The 18,756-nt window shown below is 53.2% G+C and carries 11 protein-coding genes and 3 pseudogenes; 9 read left to right on the top strand and 5 right to left on the bottom strand.

Annotated elements, in window-relative coordinates:
- Positions 1–7: 7 nt before the first annotated feature.
- From D9738_RS13995 to D9738_RS13975, 5 genes and pseudogenes are all read right to left on the bottom strand, one after another.
- A pseudogene (locus D9738_RS13995) lies at positions 8–286 on the bottom strand (group II intron reverse transcriptase/maturase); the annotation flags it as partial.
- 532 nt (positions 287–818) lie between these two features.
- Positions 819–1,339: pseudogene (locus D9738_RS13990) on the bottom strand (Imm57 family immunity protein).
- A gap of 5 nt (positions 1,340–1,344) precedes the next feature.
- Positions 1,345–5,541 (bottom strand): annotated as a pseudogene (locus D9738_RS13985) (RHS element core protein).
- Between the two features lie 66 nt (positions 5,542–5,607).
- Positions 5,608–7,716, bottom strand: coding sequence for a type VI secretion system tip protein VgrG (locus D9738_RS13980; RefSeq protein WP_130260455.1), 2,109 nt, complete (start codon positions 7,714–7,716; stop codon positions 5,608–5,610).
- A 200-nt stretch (positions 7,717–7,916) separates the two neighbouring features.
- On the bottom strand, positions 7,917–8,435 hold the full coding sequence (locus D9738_RS13975; protein WP_130260454.1) for an Hcp family type VI secretion system effector: 519 nt from the start codon (positions 8,433–8,435) through the stop codon (positions 7,917–7,919).
- Between the two features lie 686 nt (positions 8,436–9,121).
- Here D9738_RS13975 and tssB point away from each other — a divergent pair.
- The 9 genes from tssB to icmH all read left to right on the top strand — a co-directional run bounded on the left by tssB (position 9,122) and on the right by icmH (position 18,643).
- The gene (tssB, locus tag D9738_RS13970) at positions 9,122–9,622 is read left to right on the top strand and encodes a type VI secretion system contractile sheath small subunit (protein WP_130260453.1); all 501 of its coding nucleotides are present in this window, start codon (positions 9,122–9,124) and stop codon (positions 9,620–9,622) included.
- 308 nt (positions 9,623–9,930) lie between these two features.
- Entirely contained in the window at positions 9,931–11,397 is a 1,467-nt protein-coding gene (gene tssC, locus D9738_RS13960) for a type VI secretion system contractile sheath large subunit (RefSeq protein WP_130260452.1), read from the top strand.
- 6 nt (positions 11,398–11,403) lie between these two features.
- Positions 11,404–11,817 carry a type VI secretion system baseplate subunit TssE gene (gene tssE / locus D9738_RS13955; RefSeq protein WP_130260451.1) on the top strand — a complete coding sequence of 138 codons (414 nt, stop codon included), beginning with the start codon at positions 11,404–11,406 and terminating at the stop codon, positions 11,815–11,817.
- Between the two features lie 3 nt (positions 11,818–11,820).
- Entirely contained in the window at positions 11,821–13,671 is a 1,851-nt protein-coding gene (gene tssF, locus D9738_RS13950; protein WP_130260450.1) for a type VI secretion system baseplate subunit TssF, read from the top strand.
- The gene (tssG, locus tag D9738_RS13945) at positions 13,635–14,717 is read left to right on the top strand and encodes a type VI secretion system baseplate subunit TssG (RefSeq protein WP_130260449.1); all 1,083 of its coding nucleotides are present in this window, start codon (positions 13,635–13,637) and stop codon (positions 14,715–14,717) included. The genes tssF and tssG overlap by 37 nt, the downstream gene beginning before the upstream one ends.
- 24 nt (positions 14,718–14,741) lie before the next feature.
- Positions 14,742–16,022 carry a type VI secretion system-associated FHA domain protein TagH gene (gene tagH, locus D9738_RS13940; protein ID WP_130260448.1) on the top strand — a complete coding sequence of 427 codons (1,281 nt, stop codon included), beginning with the start codon at positions 14,742–14,744 and terminating at the stop codon, positions 16,020–16,022.
- Positions 16,019–16,543 (top strand): type VI secretion system lipoprotein TssJ, encoded by a 525-nt coding sequence (tssJ, locus tag D9738_RS13935; protein WP_130260447.1) that lies wholly within the window; start codon positions 16,019–16,021, stop codon positions 16,541–16,543. The genes tagH and tssJ overlap by 4 nt, the downstream gene beginning before the upstream one ends.
- A gap of 2 nt (positions 16,544–16,545) precedes the next feature.
- Positions 16,546–17,877: a type VI secretion system baseplate subunit TssK gene (tssK, locus tag D9738_RS13930; RefSeq protein ID WP_130260446.1), complete on the top strand. Its 1,332-nt coding sequence runs from the start codon at positions 16,546–16,548 to the stop codon at positions 17,875–17,877.
- 4 nt (positions 17,878–17,881) lie between these two features.
- The gene (gene icmH, locus D9738_RS13925; protein WP_130260445.1) at positions 17,882–18,643 is read left to right on the top strand and encodes a type IVB secretion system protein IcmH/DotU; all 762 of its coding nucleotides are present in this window, start codon (positions 17,882–17,884) and stop codon (positions 18,641–18,643) included.
- The last annotated feature ends 113 nt before the right edge of the window (positions 18,644–18,756 follow it).

Below are 18,756 nucleotides of genomic sequence, written 5' to 3'. Positions count from 1 at the left end.
ATATCTTCGGAATTTCCACCGCACGCACTGGCGGCGGCATCCAGCTTCCCGACGATAACCGGCTCCAGATTTTGTACAGATTTCCTTTCAGATCCTGCTCAAAATCTTTCAGCGTCTGGTTATCCACTCCGGCAGCTCCGGCATTCGCCCTTACCCGCCGGTACGCTTCCACCACATGCAATTTACTGACCTGAAACGGTTTTGTCTGTTCACACACAGCCTCCTCCTGCCTACAGTTGGGCTGTGATGCAGACTGCCCGACGCTGTCCCTTCGCTCCACGTTCATTACAAACGCTTCCTCACTACTACGAACAGCTCAGCCCCGGTTTCGCACATCGATACTCTCATACTCATAATTTCGGTTATTTGTATTTCTCTCTTGACATTGCGACGACCGGTTCCCGTAGTTCCTGCAAAGAGCCTGATACAGCGTCATGCCTGCTTTACGCCGGACACCATTCACGCAGCATTCGGAATTCACTCGTAAATTTATCCCGGCGGTATCACGAAACCTCCGGTTTTGATGTCACTCAGGACTAACGACGTTTCAACACAGGTTCGGTTTTACTCATCTCACTGTATCTCACATAGAATCAGATCTCGTCTGACCGTTCCCCCTGCGCTCACTACCATGGCTCTTTACCACAGCAGCCGGGGTTGTTTGGGACCGACTTCCGACAGCAGATCCCGGTGGGCCTGCCACCATCTCTTCACAAGCTTATGCTTATTACATGCAAAACGTCCCGTTTTGCATCTTTGTGCCTACGGCACACCGTGATCTTTCCCTGATTAATATATAGTTAAATACAATTAACTTATTATTCATCGATGCATTTTATAGAATCATCAATGGCCATAATAGTACTATTAACTCTCCACTTTATATTTTTATCATCACTGCAAATATTAACTGAATTTATATCAATGATTTTTTATTCTTATTTTTTATTTTATTTACAGTTTCAATGCAATCAGCGGCAAGTTGGTGTGGATTTAGATTTTTCAGATATGGTCTTATGATCTTTCCCTTACTTAATAAATAGCATGTATAGGATTCGGAAAGTCCAGCATCTATTTTGTACCTCATTATATTAGATAAGGATGTGAGAAATTCCTTGTTATCATTCGCAGCCATATATGCCAGTCCGAGTTCAGCCTCTGCGGCCTTACAGGCAAAATAGCTAAGTGAACACGCTTTTCGTCCCTCTTTAGTACTGGCTGATATTAGTGCCCATAATATTGCTTTGTCTGCCAAATCTAACTCTCTCTGAAATTGTCTTGCAGTAACTGCACTCGCAGAAATAGAGAAAAAAAATACAATTGTTAATAACCTTGCCATATTTTTTAGTCCGTAACTGTTAATGTGCTATCTGGCTCTGAAAATATTAACTCATTTAATTTTTGCATGTCATTAGATGAACCAGTTATACAACCCTCGGAACAGAATCGAGGTCCTAAAGACGGACCGAAAGCGTTTAAACAACTATGTGTTAAAAATCCATCACGATTATATGTTTCTGTATTTGCTGACGGTACTAAACGTATACCATTAGGTTTTCTATTGGTTGCTCCAGGACCATTAACATTCCAGCTCCATACCCCTTGAGGTATTGGGCCTCTATTTTGTAATTGTGTACAACCAGGATTATTTTTACATTGCATATTATTACCATTATTACCAGAGGCGACTGGAATAGTAAGCACGTCATAAGAGTTATCATCATTTTGCGTATCTGAAACGCATGAAAGCATACCTAAAGTTATGCTGTATAAACAGGTCGCTAATCCCAACGGGTCAATATCAGTTATCGGATTCAACGGATACTGATAAAAATTCCATCCCCCCTTCAGCCCAATCGGATCCTGGGTGATATACCTGCCCTGCAACGGATCATAGTACCGGTGACGATTATAGTACAACCCCGACTCCTCATCATACTGTTGCCCCGGCAGACGGTATGGCTGATACAGGTGATGCGGGCTCTCTTCGTTAAGCTGGTTGCCCCATTCATCATATTCCGCGCGCCACGCCATATTGCCGTCTTCGCTGATGAGCGCCAGCGGCAGGCCCCGGTGGTCGCAGTGGTAAAGATGAACGTTTCGCGCCGGTGTGTATTCCGGCTCCACCTGTCTGGCCAGTTGCTCCACCGTCAGCCCGCACTGCGCAAGCCACGCGTGGCTTTCACGGCTCACGCGGTCTGCCCGTATTTCTCCCTCCAGCCTGTCCAGCAGCCGCACCAGTTCAGCCGGGAACACCACGCCGTGCCCGTCCTCACTCCCTTCCTGCTGGAGCTTCTCCGCCAGGCTGCGGCGCTGCGCTTTCTCCCGCTCGCCGTTCGCCGTTTCGATGCGGATGAGTGGCGTGAAGCTCCCCGGCTCGTATACCGTCTGGATACGCGTGGTGTCAGTCTGCACCGTCGTCAGGCGGTCTCCGTCCCAGCCGTACCACGTCACCTCCGGTTTACGCGACAGCGACATCCACCCCGTCAGGTCACGCCCGCGACGCCACACCCGTTTACCCGTCCGGCGGCCCAGCGGGTCGTAGAGGTAGCGGCTCTCCACCTGCGGCTCCTCATGCTGTATCCGCGTATAGAACACCAGGCGGTGCTGGCTGTCGTAGTGGTAGTGGTGGGTCCGCTCGTCGTCCGTCCGTATCACACCCGCCGGGATGCGGTCCGTCTTCTCCGTCAGTCTGCCGTATTCATCATAGTGATAAACATAGTGCGCATCCTCCGCAATGCGGTTATCCGGCCACATGCTGAGGGTGCTGTCCGGGTGCAGCTCCGGGTCGGGCAGGCGGTTGCCTGCCGGGTCCGTGGCATACGGGATGCGGATGTCCAGGTCCGGTGCGAGGGTGCGCACACTCGCCAGCCTGCCCGTGGCACTGTAGCCGTATTCCCGCGTCTGTCGTGGGCCGCTGATGCGCACCAGGTCGCCGTTGTCATTCCACCCGTAGTCACGGTCATACACCAGGCTGTTCAGGTGCTGACTCTGTAACTGACCTGCGGGGGTATATGTGCTGGTCAGTTCGTATGCATTATTGCCAAAGCTGCGCGCCGTCTCCCGGTGCAGCCTGTCCCGTGTGTACTCGACTAGTGGCGTCCCGCCCAGCTTCATTCCCGCCAGGTAACCGCTGCCATACGTCAGCCACTCCACCGGCGGCAGGCTGTCCGGTATGACGCGGTTTGCCAGCCCCTGTTCGTTGTACGCGTGCCGGGTCTCATACTGCCAGAGCTGTTCTCCCGTCTCCGGGTTATGCACCGTCTGGCGCTCACTGGTCAGGCGGCCTCTGGCGTCATAGCCGTAATGCACCGCCACCCGGTGGCCTTCGCTGAGATGGCTGATGTCTGTCAGCCAGCCGTGGGCGTCGTACTGCCACTGCTCTGCCGCTTCGCCGTTCACCGTGCGATGAGTGATACGGTCCGATTCGTCGTAGTGCCAGAGGATGATAAGTCCCTCGTCCTCGCTCTGCGTGAGTTTTCCGGTCAGGTCATAATGATAACGTTGCGTCCGCCCGTCAAAGCCGCCCTGCTGTACCAGCCGGTCCAGCGCATCGTAACCGAAGTCGTTGTGGCTGCCGTTCTCGTTGGTCAGCGTGGTGACACGTCCGGCAGCATCATACTCCATACTGCGCGTCAGCCCGCCCTGGGTGGTGCTGACCGCTTTTCCCCACGCATCGTACTGTGTCTCGCTCCGGTTGCCGTCCGGGGTAATGACGGCAGTCAGGTCGCCTGCGGCGTTGTACTCATACCGCGTTTCATGGCCCTGCGTATCTTTTGTTGAGACCAACCGGCCACGGTTGTCATAGCGGCGGTAAAGGCTGATGCCTTCCTCGCGGTGGACCGCCGTCATCTGGCCGAAGCGGTCGTATTTATAGCGGGTCTGGTAGCCCGAGCAGTCGGTGAACGCCAGCAACTGCCCGTAGAGGCTCCAGGTCATCTGCCGGGTGCTGCCCGTCGCATCCGTTGTCGTCGCCGGTAACTCACTGTACGCATCATCGTAGCGGTAGCGTACTGTCTCCCCGCTGCGCGACGTCTCCGATACCAGTCTGTCCAGCTCATCATATTCCCGGCGGCTCTCCAGACCGTCCGGGTACACCACCGCCGTCACCTAGTTCCCGTCGTTATAGTAAAATTTCGTTTCCTGCCCGTCCGGCGTGGTGATGTACGTGATATCGCCTGACACCACATTCAGGCCGTACTCTGTCCGCCGTCCTGCCGCGTCCGTCTGCGCCGTGAGCCTTCCTGCCGCGTCATACCCGCTGCGCGTGACGCTGCCGTCTGCCTGTTCTTTTTTCACCACCCGCTTCAGCCCGGCCCCGCCTTCTGTATGCAGCACCTCACGCCGGTTCAGGCTGTCCGTGACGGTGATGCGGTCCTGCTCATAAAGATAGCGGTAGCTTAACCCTGCCGGGTTCAGTTGCTCTGTCACCCGCCCCGCATCGTCGTAGCGGTAACACATCTCCGGCCTTCCCGCGTAACGGTGCGCCACCATCCGGCCCGGGTGCTGCGGGTCATACGTGAAAGCACGCACCTGCGTATTGCTGCGGTCATATACCGCCAGCAGTTCACCGGCTTCCGTATACGTGTACCGCGCCAGTGGCGCACCGGGCAGGCTCTCCGGGTATGCCGGGTCGTGCGTCAGCCACACCGCTGAAAGACGGATGCCGTTGTCAGCGCCGTATTCGGTACCGGGCTGCGTGTCGGGGATAGCTGAGGCAGGGAGAGGACGGGGACTGTCAGAGGAAGATAGCGAAGGGGTGCGGGCCTCTTCCGCACGCTGCGCCTGCGTGGTCAGCACCAGACGGAACTCCCGCCCGGCACCGTCCGTAACGCCGGTGATTTCCCCGGCCAGGTCACCGGCGGCCTCACGCCGGTACGTCAGCGTCCGCCCGAAGCGGTCCGCCAGCCCCGTCAGCTCCCGGTACGGCGGCAGCGGCGCTGGCAGTACGTCCTCAGCACCCGGCACCCGCTCAGACCAGCCGAGTATCCACCACGGCCCCTGTGCGCTGTTGGTCGCCAGGTAAAGATGCGGACTTAACCGGATATCCGGCGGCAGCGACGCCCACAGCAGCCCCAGCGTATGCCCGTCCGGCTGCGCTGCCTGACCGCCACGCACCAGCCACAGGGACTCGCTGCGGCTGTACACCGCCTCACCCGGCAGCAGCGGCTCAAAGTGAATGCTCCGCCCGCCGTTGTCGTTGAGTATCAGTCCATCATCGCGTAGCTGTAAGCGGATATCAGAAGGCGCTTTCCAGCCGGGACCGAAAACGCCCACCGGTGCAGGCGTCCGGGTCCGGTAGCTGCTGTAGGTGCGGGAGAGAATGAGCGGCAGAGGGCCGGGCAGCGCAAGGTCCGTCTCGCCGGGCAGCACCTTCGCCCCCAGCAACGGGTTCACCGGGTTGCCCGAGGTCATCCCGCCCGGACACACCGAGCACGCCACGCCGGTGGGCTCGCCTATCAGTACCCCCGCCGAACCCTGGACAATGGGACCGCCATACTGAGTCATATCTCCCTGACGCGCCGCTGGTTTTCCGCTCATGATTCAATTCCTTCTGCTATTTGTTTTTAATGCTGGTTTGTTACTGAATACCGAACAGGTACGGGATCAGTACTCTCTCATATCCGGCGTATCCTGTTTTTCATCGGGAGTCTTCGGTGGGGCTTTCGAGGCTGCACAGTTCCAGTTAATCAACAGTGAATCACCATTAACCTGCTCCTTGCCCTGCAAATGAATTTTTGTGCCATTGAGAAAAATTTGACCGTCCTTCGTCAGCACCAGCCTTGCCTTACCACAGCAGAGTTCCAGATGTTCACCGGCGGAGTAAATCGCGGTCTGCCCGGTATCATCCTTTTTCGTTTTACCAACGGTAAAGGTAACGTTATTTCCGACTTTGACGTCATAACCCAGCCCGACCATCAACGATTTATGCAAACCGATCTGCGAGGATTGCATCAGCGCCACCGAGGTATTCATAATGCCTCCTACCGTCGTCTGGTACGCCACACCTACGGTCAGCGCACGAACAAGTCCAACGGTTTCCGCCTGGACAGAACCCACGTTGATAATCTGGTTACTGCCTACCTTCTCTATCTGATTAACGCCCACCGTCTGTATTTGGTTGTTGGTAACCGCAATCACCTGATTGTTGCCGATGGTTTCCACATGGTTGTTTATCACATCAGTGGTGCGGTTATTCAGCACCTCGGTGTTCATGTTCTTCTGCGCGTGGATGTAGACCTGTTCTTTCCCTGTCGCATCGTCAAACTTCAGTTCATTAAACCCGCTGCCCTTATAGGTTTTCGAACGAATGGTCATCTGCGTCTTTGTTCCCGGCAGGCTGCCGGGGGTGCGGTTTTCCTGGTGGTAGGTGCGCCCCATAATGATCGGCTGGTCCGGATCGCCGTTGAGGAAGTCCACAATGACCTCCTGGCCCACACGCGGTATCGCCAGGTTGCCAAACCCGGCACCTGCCCACGCCTGTGCCACACGGATCCAGCATGAACTGTCCTGGTTTGACGGGTTATAGCGGTCCCAGTTAAATTTCACCCGCACGCGGCCATGTTCATCACAGAAGATTTCCTCGCCTGCCGGTCCTGTCACGACGGCGCTCTGCGGGCCATCCACCAGCGGTTTCAGCAACGGCTGTGGTCGCCATGTTCTGTCTGCCGGTATTACCGCAAAGTGGTTATTCAGCGTGGTACCCGAACCACTGCGTCCCGGCACCGCCTGCGGCTGCTCGCCGTGCAGTTCACTTGCCACCACCTGCCATTCCCGGTTCAGGTTCGCCTGCGGATGCCCCGTCAGCACAATTCGCCGTCCCGGCCATATCTCCGGAGAACGGCTTGTTCCGCGCGCCACTTCTGCATTGTTTCGCCAGCCGTCCATTTGCCAGCGGGCAAAGTTCTGCCCGTGGGCACCCTTGTAACGACCGGGGTAGTCATACACTTCATACTGCGTGCGCTGGTAATCCTGGTGCTGGCCTTCCTGGTCAAAACGCCCTGCCCAGCCGGGTCGTTTAAAGGTGTAGTCTTTGGTCACTACGGAGGAAGGACGGATTTGTGCGCTGTAGCGGAACTGGCTGATGCAGAGGGTGCTCACTTCGGTGCGGGTGTTCGGATTCCAGGGGATCTCAAAGGACTCCGGCAGATAACGCACGGTGTCGCACAGGACCAGGCTCTGGTCGGTACTTTTTTGCGCGTGCTCCTCATAAAAGAAGATGCCTTCCTCCGCCGCCATCCGGCACAGGAAATCGTAATCAGTTTCACCGTACTGGACACAAAATTCACGGGAAGGATGCGGCTCGCTGAACAGCGGACTCCACTCCGTCACACCGTTTTCCTTCAGGATCGTAGCGAGGATGCTTTCGATGTCTTCATTCTGGAAGATACGGAAGTTCTGGCGCAGCCCTGTGCGCCACAGCGGCGGGCATACCTTCATGCTGTACAGCATCTGGTTTTTGTCGTTCTCCCCCAGTTCAAACCAGGTCACTACACCTTTCACCCGGCGCTGTACGTCATCGCCCTGCCATATCGTCAGGTAGGCCATTTTGTCCAGTATTTGCTGAAATTCAAGGGAGAGAAACTGCTGGCTGACCAGAGAGAGATCGAGGGAAAAAAGTGAAGAGAGTGACTGGGTGAGATGAAAGGAAACCACCGCAAAAGCATCCGGTGGCAGGCCGTCCACTTCCAGTGTGAAACGTAATCCGGTTGACATAGCAACCTCCGGGATTAAGGAAAAACAGACAGTTCGCTGTTAAAGCGGCTGTGACAGTACAATATTACGCATGCGTTCATGCACGCTACCGCCGAAGTTTCCGGCATCCGCCATCTCCTGTGAACACAACTCATTACTGAAAACCTTTCTTTTACGGCGTAACAAAAACAGCACCCGGTCCCGGATGCTGTTGGCTTAACTTATGCTTCCAGCGGTGCGCGCCAGTCGTCAGCACCGGAGGTGCCGGATTTGACGTGTTCCCACTCAATTTTGCGGTAGGCCAGTGAAACTTCGAGCAACTGGGTGAACTCGCGTTTCGCCGGATCCTGGCAATGCGGCATATGCAGTTTCATATCGACAATCGTCGAATCGGTCAGGCGGGTGGTGAAATAATGCTCCTGTTTGCCTTCCACAGAGGTACGCCACCAGTGAAGTTCAGTGGTTGGCAGCATTTCGCCGGAGGCCAGTGCGTTGTACATCAGCGGAACAGCTTTGTTCAGCGCCACGGTAAAAATGAACGGCTTGTGAGCACGCTGACCCGCAGGCTGACCGGACTGAGGATCTGTCGGGACAGTAACGTTATGAAGAAACTCCTGGACTAACATTTCATCTTCGTGGCCTTGCACGTAGATATTGCCGACGGAATCAGCAGTAAAAGCACCAGCAGTGATGTTCCCCTGGGTCTGGCCCGCAATCGAAATGTAACATGGGGTTGGCATTTGTAAACTCCTTGTAAAATTCGTTAGTTAACACTTACAATAACCTATCGATAGCCACGACAGGCAGATGTCGCTCACTCTGGAACTACATCATTTTTCTGTACTTTTCACATACAAACCGAATTTGAATTCACGGCTGCTGTAAAAAAATCCGTTTCAATCATCCAAGAGCTAAATAGGTAACACTGGTTATATGATTTGATAGCCATGCTCAAATGACCAAGGCCTGTCATCATCTCTATTAAAAGGCAAAGCTGTATCATTAATAAATATCTCACTTACCCATTTAGAATTTATCATTTTGATAGTTTCTGAGATATTCCTTAAAAAACCACTCTTTTAATCATGAGGTAAATATATAAACACAAAAACATTAATATTACTTATGTTTTAATAAAAAATTTAACAATATCAAATACATGTGAATTTTAATTTATTTTTACAAATCCCATGATATGCCTGACATGGATAATCAATGCTTATAGAATGTATTTATTTATCGCAGAATACCCTTATTTGTGAATGATAAAAAGTCCTTTTATTATTTATTTTTAAGCGTAAAATGCGGGGCAATTAAGGAGTGGTGAATTTATTTTAACCGCCATTAGTACGGCATTGTCGATATTTTTTCGGTACAAATATGCTGTATTCATGGTCTGTACGAGACAACATGACGGATCACTTTTATGAGCAAAAAATTTGAAGGCAGCGTCGCGCCTCGCGAGCGCATAAATATATCGTATGTCCCCAAAACGGACGGTCAGACGGCTGAAGTAGAGCTTCCGCTCAACATGCTCGTTGTCGGCGATACCGGAAATACGCAAGAGACATCCCCTTTGGATGAACGCCAGGCTGTTTCCATTAACAAACACAATTTTGGCGCGGTGATGGCCGAAGCAAACATTGACCTCAATTTCATTGTCCCCGCCACGCTTAAGGAAAGTAGAACTGGTGATGAACTGAATGTGGCGCTGAACATCAAGTCACTGGATGATTTTTCACCAGATAGCGTGGCTCGACAGGTTCCGGAAGTAAACAAATTGCTGGAACTGCGTGAAGCGCTTACTGCGCTGAAAGGGCCGATGGGTAACCTTCCTGCCTTCCGTACACAAATCCAGGCATTGCTGGAAAATGAGGAATCCCGCGAACAGTTGCTAAAAGAAATCGGCTTGGTGAGCGGGAAATAACCCCAAAAATTTCATTAAAACGGGGTTATCCAGACATGGCGGCACACAAAAATATCTGTGGGTCACTTCCCTGTCTAACGAAGAAATACGGTGTGCAATGTACCTGGTATGCTTCAGTCAGACAGGTGAATTAAACCAAGATGACGTGGATGCGCTGACTATAAAACTGGATCGCCGTATCAGTGACCTAATGGATGACCTTATCCATCTTTGTGAGCTTCAGCAGAGCGTGCTGTACTGACGGTGCGTACTTCACTGAAGGTTCGAACCCGGTTACAGAAACACAGCAAAACAGAAGGATTTTCAGTATGTCTTTACAGGAAGAGGAACTTGTTTCCAGTCAGGTAGATCAGGCGCCGTCGCTGCTTGATCAAATCATGGCGCAGACCCGCATTCAGCCCGGCTCGGAAGTTTATGACGTTGCCCGCCAGGGCGTGACAGCCTTTATTAGCAGCATCCTGCAATCCACCACACCTGACGAACCGGTCAATAAACTGGCCGTGGACAGCATGATTGCAGATATTGATGAACGCATCAGTCGCCAGATGGATACCATCATCCATGCGCCTACATTTCAGCAGGTAGAGTCGTTCTGGCGCTCACTGAAAACCATGGTGGATCGCGTTGATTTCCGTGAAAACATCAAGGTCAACGTGCTTCATGTCACCAAACAGGAGCTTCTGGAAGACTTTGAGTTTGCACCAGAAATTATTCAATCCGGATTTTATAAACATGTTTATTCGTCTGGATTCGGACAGTTTGGTGGTGAACCCATCGCTACCGTGCTGGGCGCTTACGAGTTTAAAAATACCGCGCCAGACATGAAGCTGCTGCAATACGTCAGTGCCGTGGGCGCAATGGCGCACGCACCGTTCCTGTCCTCCGTTTCCCCGGAATTTATGGGGCTGAACTCTTGGACCGAACTGCCTAATATCAAAGATCTTTATGCCATCTTTGAAGGTCCGGCCTATACCAAATGGCGAGCCCTTCGTGACTCTGAAGATTCGCGTTATTTAGGGCTTACGGCACCCCGCTTCCTGCTTCGCCAACCCTGGTCACCAACAGATAACCCTGTTAAGAACTTTAACTATCACGAAGATGTCAGCCAGAACCACGAAGATTATCTGTGGGGTAATACGGCCTGGATGCTGGCATGCAATGTCGCTGACAGTTTTGCCAAATACCGCTGGTGTCCAAATATCATCGGTCAGCAAAGCGGCGGCGCAGTGAAAGATCTGCCGGTACATCTGTTCGAAACGATGGGTCAAATTCAGGCCAAAATCCCAACCGAGGTGCTGATCACCGATCGCCGTGAATTTGAACTAGCTGAAGAAGGGTTTATTACCCTAACCATGCGTAAAGACTCTGATAATGCAGCCTTTTTCTCAGCAAATTCGGTACAAAAACCGAAACACTTTCCGGGAAAAGATGCAGAAACCAACTATAAGCTGGGTACGCAGCTTCCTTATCTCTTCATCATCAACCGGTTAGCGCACTACATCAAGGTGTTGCAGCGTGAACAACTCGGGTCATGGAAAGAAAGAAGCGACTTAGAGAGGGAGCTGAATACCTGGATCCGTCAGTATGTTGCCGACCAGGAAAACCCACCAGCAGACGTGCGCAGTCGTAAACCTCTGCGCGCCGCCAGAGTTGAAGTTATGGATGTGGAAGGCGAACCCGGATGGTATCAGGTTGCACTGAGCGTAAGGCCACATTTTAAATTTATGGGGGCAAACTTTGAGCTTTCCTTGGTTGGCCGGTTAGACAGGGAGTAACACACCATGATACCGGATCGGGAAAGAACCACAGGTTCTCTTTTTGAGCGTATGGAAGCCTCTTCGGCCAGAAACCGGCAGGGAGGCAGTATTCATTCGCTCAGGCAATCCATTCGCCAGAACCTACGAAACATTTTTAATACCCGGTCCGGTAGTTGCCGGGGGGCGCCTGAACTGGGCATTGATGAACCGGAAGAAGCTGAAAACTTCCGCGAATCAATGAGTCGGGCCATCGCGCAATGTATAGAACGCTATGAACCCCGGATCTCACACGCTGAAGTGCAGGCTGTGGTTTCATCCGCCGCCAGCCCGCTGGATATGACGTTTCATATTTCAGCCTGGGTGACATTTAACGAAACACATGAAGTGCTTGAATTTGATATGGCACCGAATGGCAGCCAGCATTACCTGGTGGACTGACAAATGGAATTTGAAGAACGCTATTTCCGGGAAGAACTCGATTACCTGCGCCAGCTCAGCAAGCTGCTGGCAACGGAAAAACCCCATCTGGCCCGCTTCCTGGCCGAAAAAGATGCGGATCCGGATATTGAACGCCTGCTGGAAGGCGTGGCTTTTCTTACCGGCAATCTCCGCCAGAAAATTGAGGATGAATTCCCAGAACTGACGCATGGGCTTATTAAGATGCTGTGGCCTAATTACCTGCGTCCGGTTCCGGCAATGACCCTTATTGAATATACGCAGGATATGGATAAGTCTTCTGTGCCGGTGTTAATCCCCCGTAATGAGCAGTTTACAACCAACGCAGGGGAAATCAGAGTCGATGAAGTGCTGCCCTCCGATGCTAAAAAGGAAGAGCCGCCTCCCTGTACCTTCACCCTCTGCCGGGATATCTGGCTGTTGCCCGTTCGCCTGGAGCAGATTGAAAACCGCAGTACGCCCCGTAATGGTGTTATCAACATCACCTTTTCGGTCACATCGGGAACGGACTTCCGCACGCTGGATCTGAACAAACTTCGCTTCTGGCTCAGCAATGACGACAACTATACCCGTGACCAGCTTTATTTATGGTTCTGTGAATACTTGCAGGGTGCCGACCTGACTGTGGGTGAACAGCATATTCGCCTGCCTGAGTTTATGCTGAAAGCTGTCGGTTTTGAGCCGCAGGATGCCATGCTGCCGTGGCCGAAAAACGTCCATAGCGGCTACCGGATCCTTCAGGAGTATTTCTGTTACCCGGATGCGTTTCTCTTTTTTGATCTTTGTGGCTGTCCGGCTTTGCCTGACGGATTGCAGGCTGAATCCTTTACCCTGCAACTGCGTTTTTCACGCCCTTTGCCCGTGGACATCCGGCTGCGCCGCGATTCCCTGCGCCTGTATTGCGCACCTGCCATTAATTTATTTATCCACCATGCAGAAGCCATCACGCTGGACAATCGGCGGGCAGACTATCCGCTGGTTCCCAGCCGCCATTACCCGGAACATTACGATGTTTTTTCCGTTAACAGTGTGGTGAGCCAGGTCCAGGATATGTTCAGGAAAAAAGATCTGGGACGTCCTGTTTCGACGCAGGCCGTACGCCAGTGGCCTGCCTTTGAAAGTTTCAGCCATCAGATGGAATACAGCCGGAAGCGGGAAGTAGTGTACTGGCATCACCGGACCAAAACATCCCTGTTCCATCGCGGCTTTGATCATACCCTTGCTTTTATACATGCTGATGGGAGTTATCCGTCAGACGAATCGCTACTCAGTAATGAAGTGGTTTCGGTAACGCTAACCTGTACCAACCGGGAGCTTCCGTCACAGCTTCGTTCCGGTGATATCACCGGCACAGCCGGTAAAAATGCGGCAGTCGCTTCATTTCGCAACATTACCCGCCCGACGCAACCACTCTGGCCAGTCATTGATGGCAGCCTGCACTGGTCCCTGCTCTCCGCCATGAACCTGAATTATCTGTCATTACTGGATACGGACGCGCTGAAGCAGGTCATCGCCAACTTTGATCGCTACGCAATCCATCATCCGCAGACGGCGCGGTTGTCACAACAAAAGCTGGATGCCATTGAGCGTCTTGAGACCCGCCCCATTGATCGCCTGTTTACGGGTATTCCCGTTCGAGGGCTGGCCTCAACGCTGTATCTGCATCCGGAGCCGTTTGTCTGTGAAGGGGAAATGTATCTGCTCGGTACGGTGCTTTCGCACTTTCTTTCGCTGTATGCCAGCGTCAATTCATTCCACATGCTGACCGTTGTGAACACTGAAAGCCAGGAGACATGGAAATGGACGGAAAGAACCGGGCAGCATCCTCTTATCTGAGTCCGGGAAATCCCCTGGCAGATAAAGAGCAGAATGATCCGCTGGCGCAGGTTCTCCATAACGCCTGCTCTTACAATTTTTTTGCGATGGCGGAGTTGTTGCACCGCCTGGCACAGGGGGAAAAGGGGACACCGGAATTATCCCTGCGCGATGATCCGACACAGGAAATCCTGCGTTTCAGCGCCGACGCCAGCCTTGCGTTTCCCCTGAGTGATATCAGTTTGCTGAAACGGGATACGTCAGGGGTATTCAGGATGACCACCACCTTTATGGGGTTACAGGGGAGCCAGTCGCCTCTCCCCGGTTATTACCTTGATCAACTGGCCTGGAAAGCGGTACATGAACAAAGCCCGGTGGGCGATTTTCTGGATATGTTCAGCCACCGCCTGACTCAGTTTGTCTGGCATATCTGGCGCAAGTACCGCTATCACGTCAGTTTTCGTAACGGCGGTGTGGATGCGTTCTCGCAGCGCATGTACTCCCTTGTCGGGCTGGGTAATCGCCAGCTTCGCGATAAGCTGGCGATTAATCACAGTAAAATGCTGGCGTATTCCGGGATCCTGGCCAATCCGGGACGCTCCCCGGAAATTATCTGCGGCCTGGTGTCCCACTGCTTTGATTTGTCAGAAGTGACGCTGCAAAACTGGCAACGTCGCAAGGTGGATATTGAACCGGATCAGCAAAACAGCCTGGGGAGCTATTCGCTTAAAAATGGCGAAAAACTGGCCGGAAGATCGGTGTTGGGCAACTTTGTTCTGGGTACACGGGTGCCCGATCTCAGCGGAAAATTCCAGCTCAGTATTACCCGTCTGACCCGAAAACAGTTCCTCTCTTTTCTGCCGTCCGGCGAAAACTTCCTGCCACTGACGATGTTTGTGTCATTCATTCTGCGCGATCAACTTGCCTGGGACTTACATCTGGGGCTGGCGCCGGAGCAGGTGGGTGCAATGCGCCTGGGCGATAACAAAAGTGCGCTGCTGGGCTGGACCAGCTTCCTCGGCACACCGGAAGAACGCCCCTCAGTCACCATCAGGGTACGGTCGTAAATTATGATAATCACGGAGCAGAATATGCCGGAAGAGAAATTACAGACGCTTTCATTGCAGGTCATTAACGGCAGTGAGCTGGAAAGCGGGCGGGCGGCACGCTGTCTGTTCACACAGCAGGGAAATGTCGGCCATGGCCCCGAATGCCACTGGTCGGTGCAGGATCGTCAGCAGAGCATTCCGGCTCAGGCTTTTACTGTTATCCTGCTCGATGGCACATTTTGTCTGCGCCCGCAGACGGCACAACTGTGGCTGAACCAGGCAAAAGTCACAGCAACATCAGACCTGATACAGCTGCGCCAGGGCGATGAGATCCAGATCGGGCGACTGATGGTGAGGGTTCATCTGAACCGGGGAGATATCCCCCATTACGATGAGGAAATGGCCACTCCCGAAACCATTGTAACCAATCGCGATATGCTCACGGATACCCTGCTGTCAACGGAAGGCGCACCACACTATCCGGGAATGACTCACCGGCACCAGCTTGCAGACACCGTGGTAAACGGTTTTTCTGCCGATCCACTCCAGGCACTTCAGTCCGAAAGCTTGATAACCACGGGCGATCCGCTTTCAGGCATTGCGGCTGTCCGGCCATCGGCACCGCTGTCTGATCCGGCAAGTAATGGTGGGATCAATACTCCGTTTATGGATCTGCCGCCCATTTATGCCAGCCCCGGCGATCGTAATGATGACGTCTCTCCGGCAGAAATGGCGCAACGCCACCTTGCGGTCACCCCCTTACTGCGCGGTCTCGGCGGCTCGCTTACCGTGAGCAATTCCGACGATGCGGATGATTTTCTGGAAGAGGCCGGACGAACGTTACAGGCCGCAATAAAAGGTCTGCTTGATTTGCAGCAGCAGCGTAACAGCCTCTCAGACAAACATTTGCGCCCGCTGGAAGATAACCCGCTGCGCCTGAACATGGATTACGCCACCGCGCTCGACGTGATGTTTGCCGAAGGTAAAAGCCCGGTACATCTGGCGGCTCCCGCCGCCGTCAGTGAAAGCCTGCGCAATGTTCGCCACCACGAAGAGGCAAACCGGGCGGCGATTGTGGAGTCGCTTTGTGTCCTGCTGGACGCTTTCTCACCACAAAATCTGATGCGACGCTTTGTGCAGTACCGCCGCAGCCATGAACTGCGCCAGCCGCTGGATGATGCCGGAGCATGGCAAATGTACAGCCATTATTACCAAGAACTGGCCTCCGATCGCCAGCAGGGGTTTGAGATGCTGTTTAACGAGGTCTACGCCCAGGTCTATGACCGGGTGCTTCGTGAAAAACAGCGGGAGCCGGAAGCATGAACAGGAAGGCGTTTCTGGCCTGCGTGCTGATGTGCGTCATATTAACCGGCTGCGAAACGGCGAAAAAAATCAGTGAGGTGATCAAAAACCCGGATATCCAGGTCGGGAGCCTGAAGGAACAACCGTCGGAAATAACCGTCACCCTGCTGACCGAACCGGACACCAATACCAATGCGGAGGGTGAACCAGCCGCCGTGGACGTGCAACTGGTGTACCTCACTGACGACTCAAAATTACAGGCAGCAGACTATGACCAGATAGCCAGTACGCCGCTACCGGATGTGCTGGGTAAAAACTATATCGACCACCAGGATTTCAACCTGTTGCCGGACACCATAAAAACCCTGCCGCCGGTAAAGCTGGATGAGAAAACGCAGTTTATTGGTGTCGTGGCCTATTTCTCCGATGACCAGGCCACTGAATGGAAACAAATCGAGACGGTGGAAGGAACCGGCCACCATTACCGCCTGCTGGTGCATGTCCGTCAAAGCAGCATCGAAATGAAAAAAGAGGATGAATAATTATGGCAACCACCCGCAACAAGGTGATATGGCAGGAAGGGATGCTGATGCGCCCACACCATTTCCAGCAACAGCAGCGTTACAACAACTACCTGGATAACCAGCGTTTCCGGGCCATTAATGATTTATCCTGGGGATTTACTGAACTCTCCCTCAACAATGAACTGCTATCGCAGGGTAAGGTCATGATTGACAGTGCGTCAGGCATGTTGCCTGACGGCACCGTCTTCTCCATCCCTGACCAGGACGCCCTACCCGATCCACTACACCCGCAAAATTTTCCGGACGAAAAAAGCCGCAATATTTACCTCGCTCTGCCAGTCGCCAGTGATGTGAGAAATGAAATCAGCGACGGGCGACGAATCGGGCGTTACCGGCTGAATTATGCCGATGTCCGGGATCTGCATTCAGAAGAAGGTGACGCGCGAACACTGACGTTGGGACAACTGACGCCGCGCATTATGAGCGGTGCGGAAGATATGAGCGCCTATATTACGCTCCCGCTTTGCCGAATCAGCGATCGCCATGCCGACGGTTCCCTGACGCTGGATGACGATTTTATACCCTCCTGCCAGAATATTCAGGTCAGTAAGAGGCTGCGTGTTTATCTGAAAGAAGTACAGGGGGCCATTGGCGGACGGGCAAGCGATCTGGCAAACCGCATAGGCTCTCCGGCGCAGAGCGGCATTGCAGATGTGGCGGAATTTATGATGTTGCAGTTGCTTAACCGTAACCAGACCCGGTTTACCCATCGCGCCCGCCGATCCCAGCTCCATCCGGAAGATTTCTACCTTGATCTTGCCGGGTTACTGGGAGAACTGATGACGTTTACCGAGCCGTCACGCCTGCCCTGCCCGCTTGATGTGTATGATCATCATGACCTGACCAAAACATTTAAAACACTGTTACCGGAAGTCAAGCGGGCTCTGCATACAGTACTGTCGCCAAGAGCGGTCAATCTGCCGCTGCATCTGCGTGACGGCATCTGGCAGGCCGATGTTCATGACACAGAACTGCTACAGTCTGCCACCTTTGTGCTGGCCGTGGCGGCAAATATGCCCGTCGATCAGATCCAGCGCCAGTTTATCCAGCAGTCGAAAATTTCCTCGCCGGAAAAAATCCGCAATATGGTCAGTGTGCAGATACCCGGAATTCCATTGCGTGCCTTGATGGTGGCTCCCCGCCAGCTTCCTTACCATTCTGGGTTCAGCTATTTCGAACTCGACAAGAGTGGCCAGGCCTGGGCAGAAATGGCTGCCGCAGGTGCTGTTGCACTGCATGTGTCCGGCAGTTTCCCGGACCTGAATATGCAACTGTGGGCGATCAGAGGGTAAGACGATGGATGAAGGGTCACTGTCTCTGCCACCATTTACCAGACACGTCGAAAAAGGCCTGCGTGACTATCATCTTGCACTTCGTGGCAATAGCCTGAATCCGATGATCGACGCGGCCACGCCCCTCCTCGGTATGGTGATGCGTCTTTCAACCATGAACAGCCAGACGATGCCGGAGCATCTGTTTGCTCAGGTGGTGACGGATGTTCAGGCGGTGGAGCAACTGCTTCAGGAGCAGGGCTACGAACCGGGCGTGATTATCTCGTTTCGCTACATCCTCTGCACTTTTATTGATGAAGCGGCGCTCGGTAACGGCTGGTCCAACAAGAACGAGTGGATCAAACAGTCGTTGCTGGTCCATTTCCATAATGAAGCTTGGGGTGGCGAGAAGGTTTTCATCCTGCTGGAGCGCCTGATCCGTGAACCCAAACGTTACCAGGATCTGCTTGAATTTCTCTGGCTCTGTTTTTCTCTGGGTTTTCGCGGGCGTTACAAAGTGGCAGCACAAGATCAGGGGGAATTTGAGCAGATCTACCGCCGCCTGTACCACGTCCTGCATAAACTGCGCGGCGATGCCCCTTTCCCGCTGTTACACCTGGACAAAAAAACCCAGGGCGGGCGTTATCAGTTAATCAGTCGCCTGACCATTAAACATATTTTTTGTGGTGGCGTTGTCGTGCTGGCGTTGTTTTACCTGTTCTATCTGCTGCGGCTGGACAGCCAGACGCAGGACATTCTGCACCAGCTAAACAAATTACTTCGATAAGGACGTTTATGATCCAGATTGATCTTCCTACGCTGGTAAAACGGCTTAACCTGTTCTCCCGCCAGGCGCTGGAGATGGCCGCCTCTGAATGTATGTAGTGGATCGGTAATTCA

Source organism: Escherichia sp. E10V5 (genome assembly GCF_004212315.1).
Lineage (GTDB): Bacteria > Pseudomonadota > Gammaproteobacteria > Enterobacterales > Enterobacteriaceae > Escherichia.
The sequence above is the reverse complement of the archived record's forward strand: the minus strand, read 5'-3'. Positions and strand labels throughout refer to the sequence as shown.

What these genes read in the sequence shown, in the direction of transcription:
- tssB (WP_130260453.1), top strand. Translation starts at nt 9,122, where the DNA reads ATGAGCAAAAAATTTGAAGGCAGCGTCGCGCCTCGCGAGCGCATAAAT.
- tssC (WP_130260452.1), top strand. Translation starts at nt 9,931, where the DNA reads ATGTCTTTACAGGAAGAGGAACTTGTTTCCAGTCAGGTAGATCAGGCG.
- icmH (WP_130260445.1), top strand. Translation starts at nt 17,882, where the DNA reads ATGGATGAAGGGTCACTGTCTCTGCCACCATTTACCAGACACGTCGAA.
- tssJ (WP_130260447.1), top strand. Translation starts at nt 16,019, where the DNA reads ATGAACAGGAAGGCGTTTCTGGCCTGCGTGCTGATGTGCGTCATATTA.
- tagH (WP_130260448.1), top strand. Translation starts at nt 14,742, where the DNA reads ATGCCGGAAGAGAAATTACAGACGCTTTCATTGCAGGTCATTAACGGC.
- tssG (WP_130260449.1), top strand. Translation starts at nt 13,635, where the DNA reads ATGGACGGAAAGAACCGGGCAGCATCCTCTTATCTGAGTCCGGGAAAT.
- tssE (WP_130260451.1), top strand. Translation starts at nt 11,404, where the DNA reads ATGATACCGGATCGGGAAAGAACCACAGGTTCTCTTTTTGAGCGTATG.
- tssF (WP_130260450.1), top strand. Translation starts at nt 11,821, where the DNA reads ATGGAATTTGAAGAACGCTATTTCCGGGAAGAACTCGATTACCTGCGC.
- D9738_RS13980 (WP_130260455.1), bottom strand. Translation starts at nt 7,716, where the DNA reads ATGTCAACCGGATTACGTTTCACACTGGAAGTGGACGGCCTGCCACCG.
- D9738_RS13975 (WP_130260454.1), bottom strand. Translation starts at nt 8,435, where the DNA reads ATGCCAACCCCATGTTACATTTCGATTGCGGGCCAGACCCAGGGGAAC.
- tssK (WP_130260446.1), top strand. Translation starts at nt 16,546, where the DNA reads ATGGCAACCACCCGCAACAAGGTGATATGGCAGGAAGGGATGCTGATG.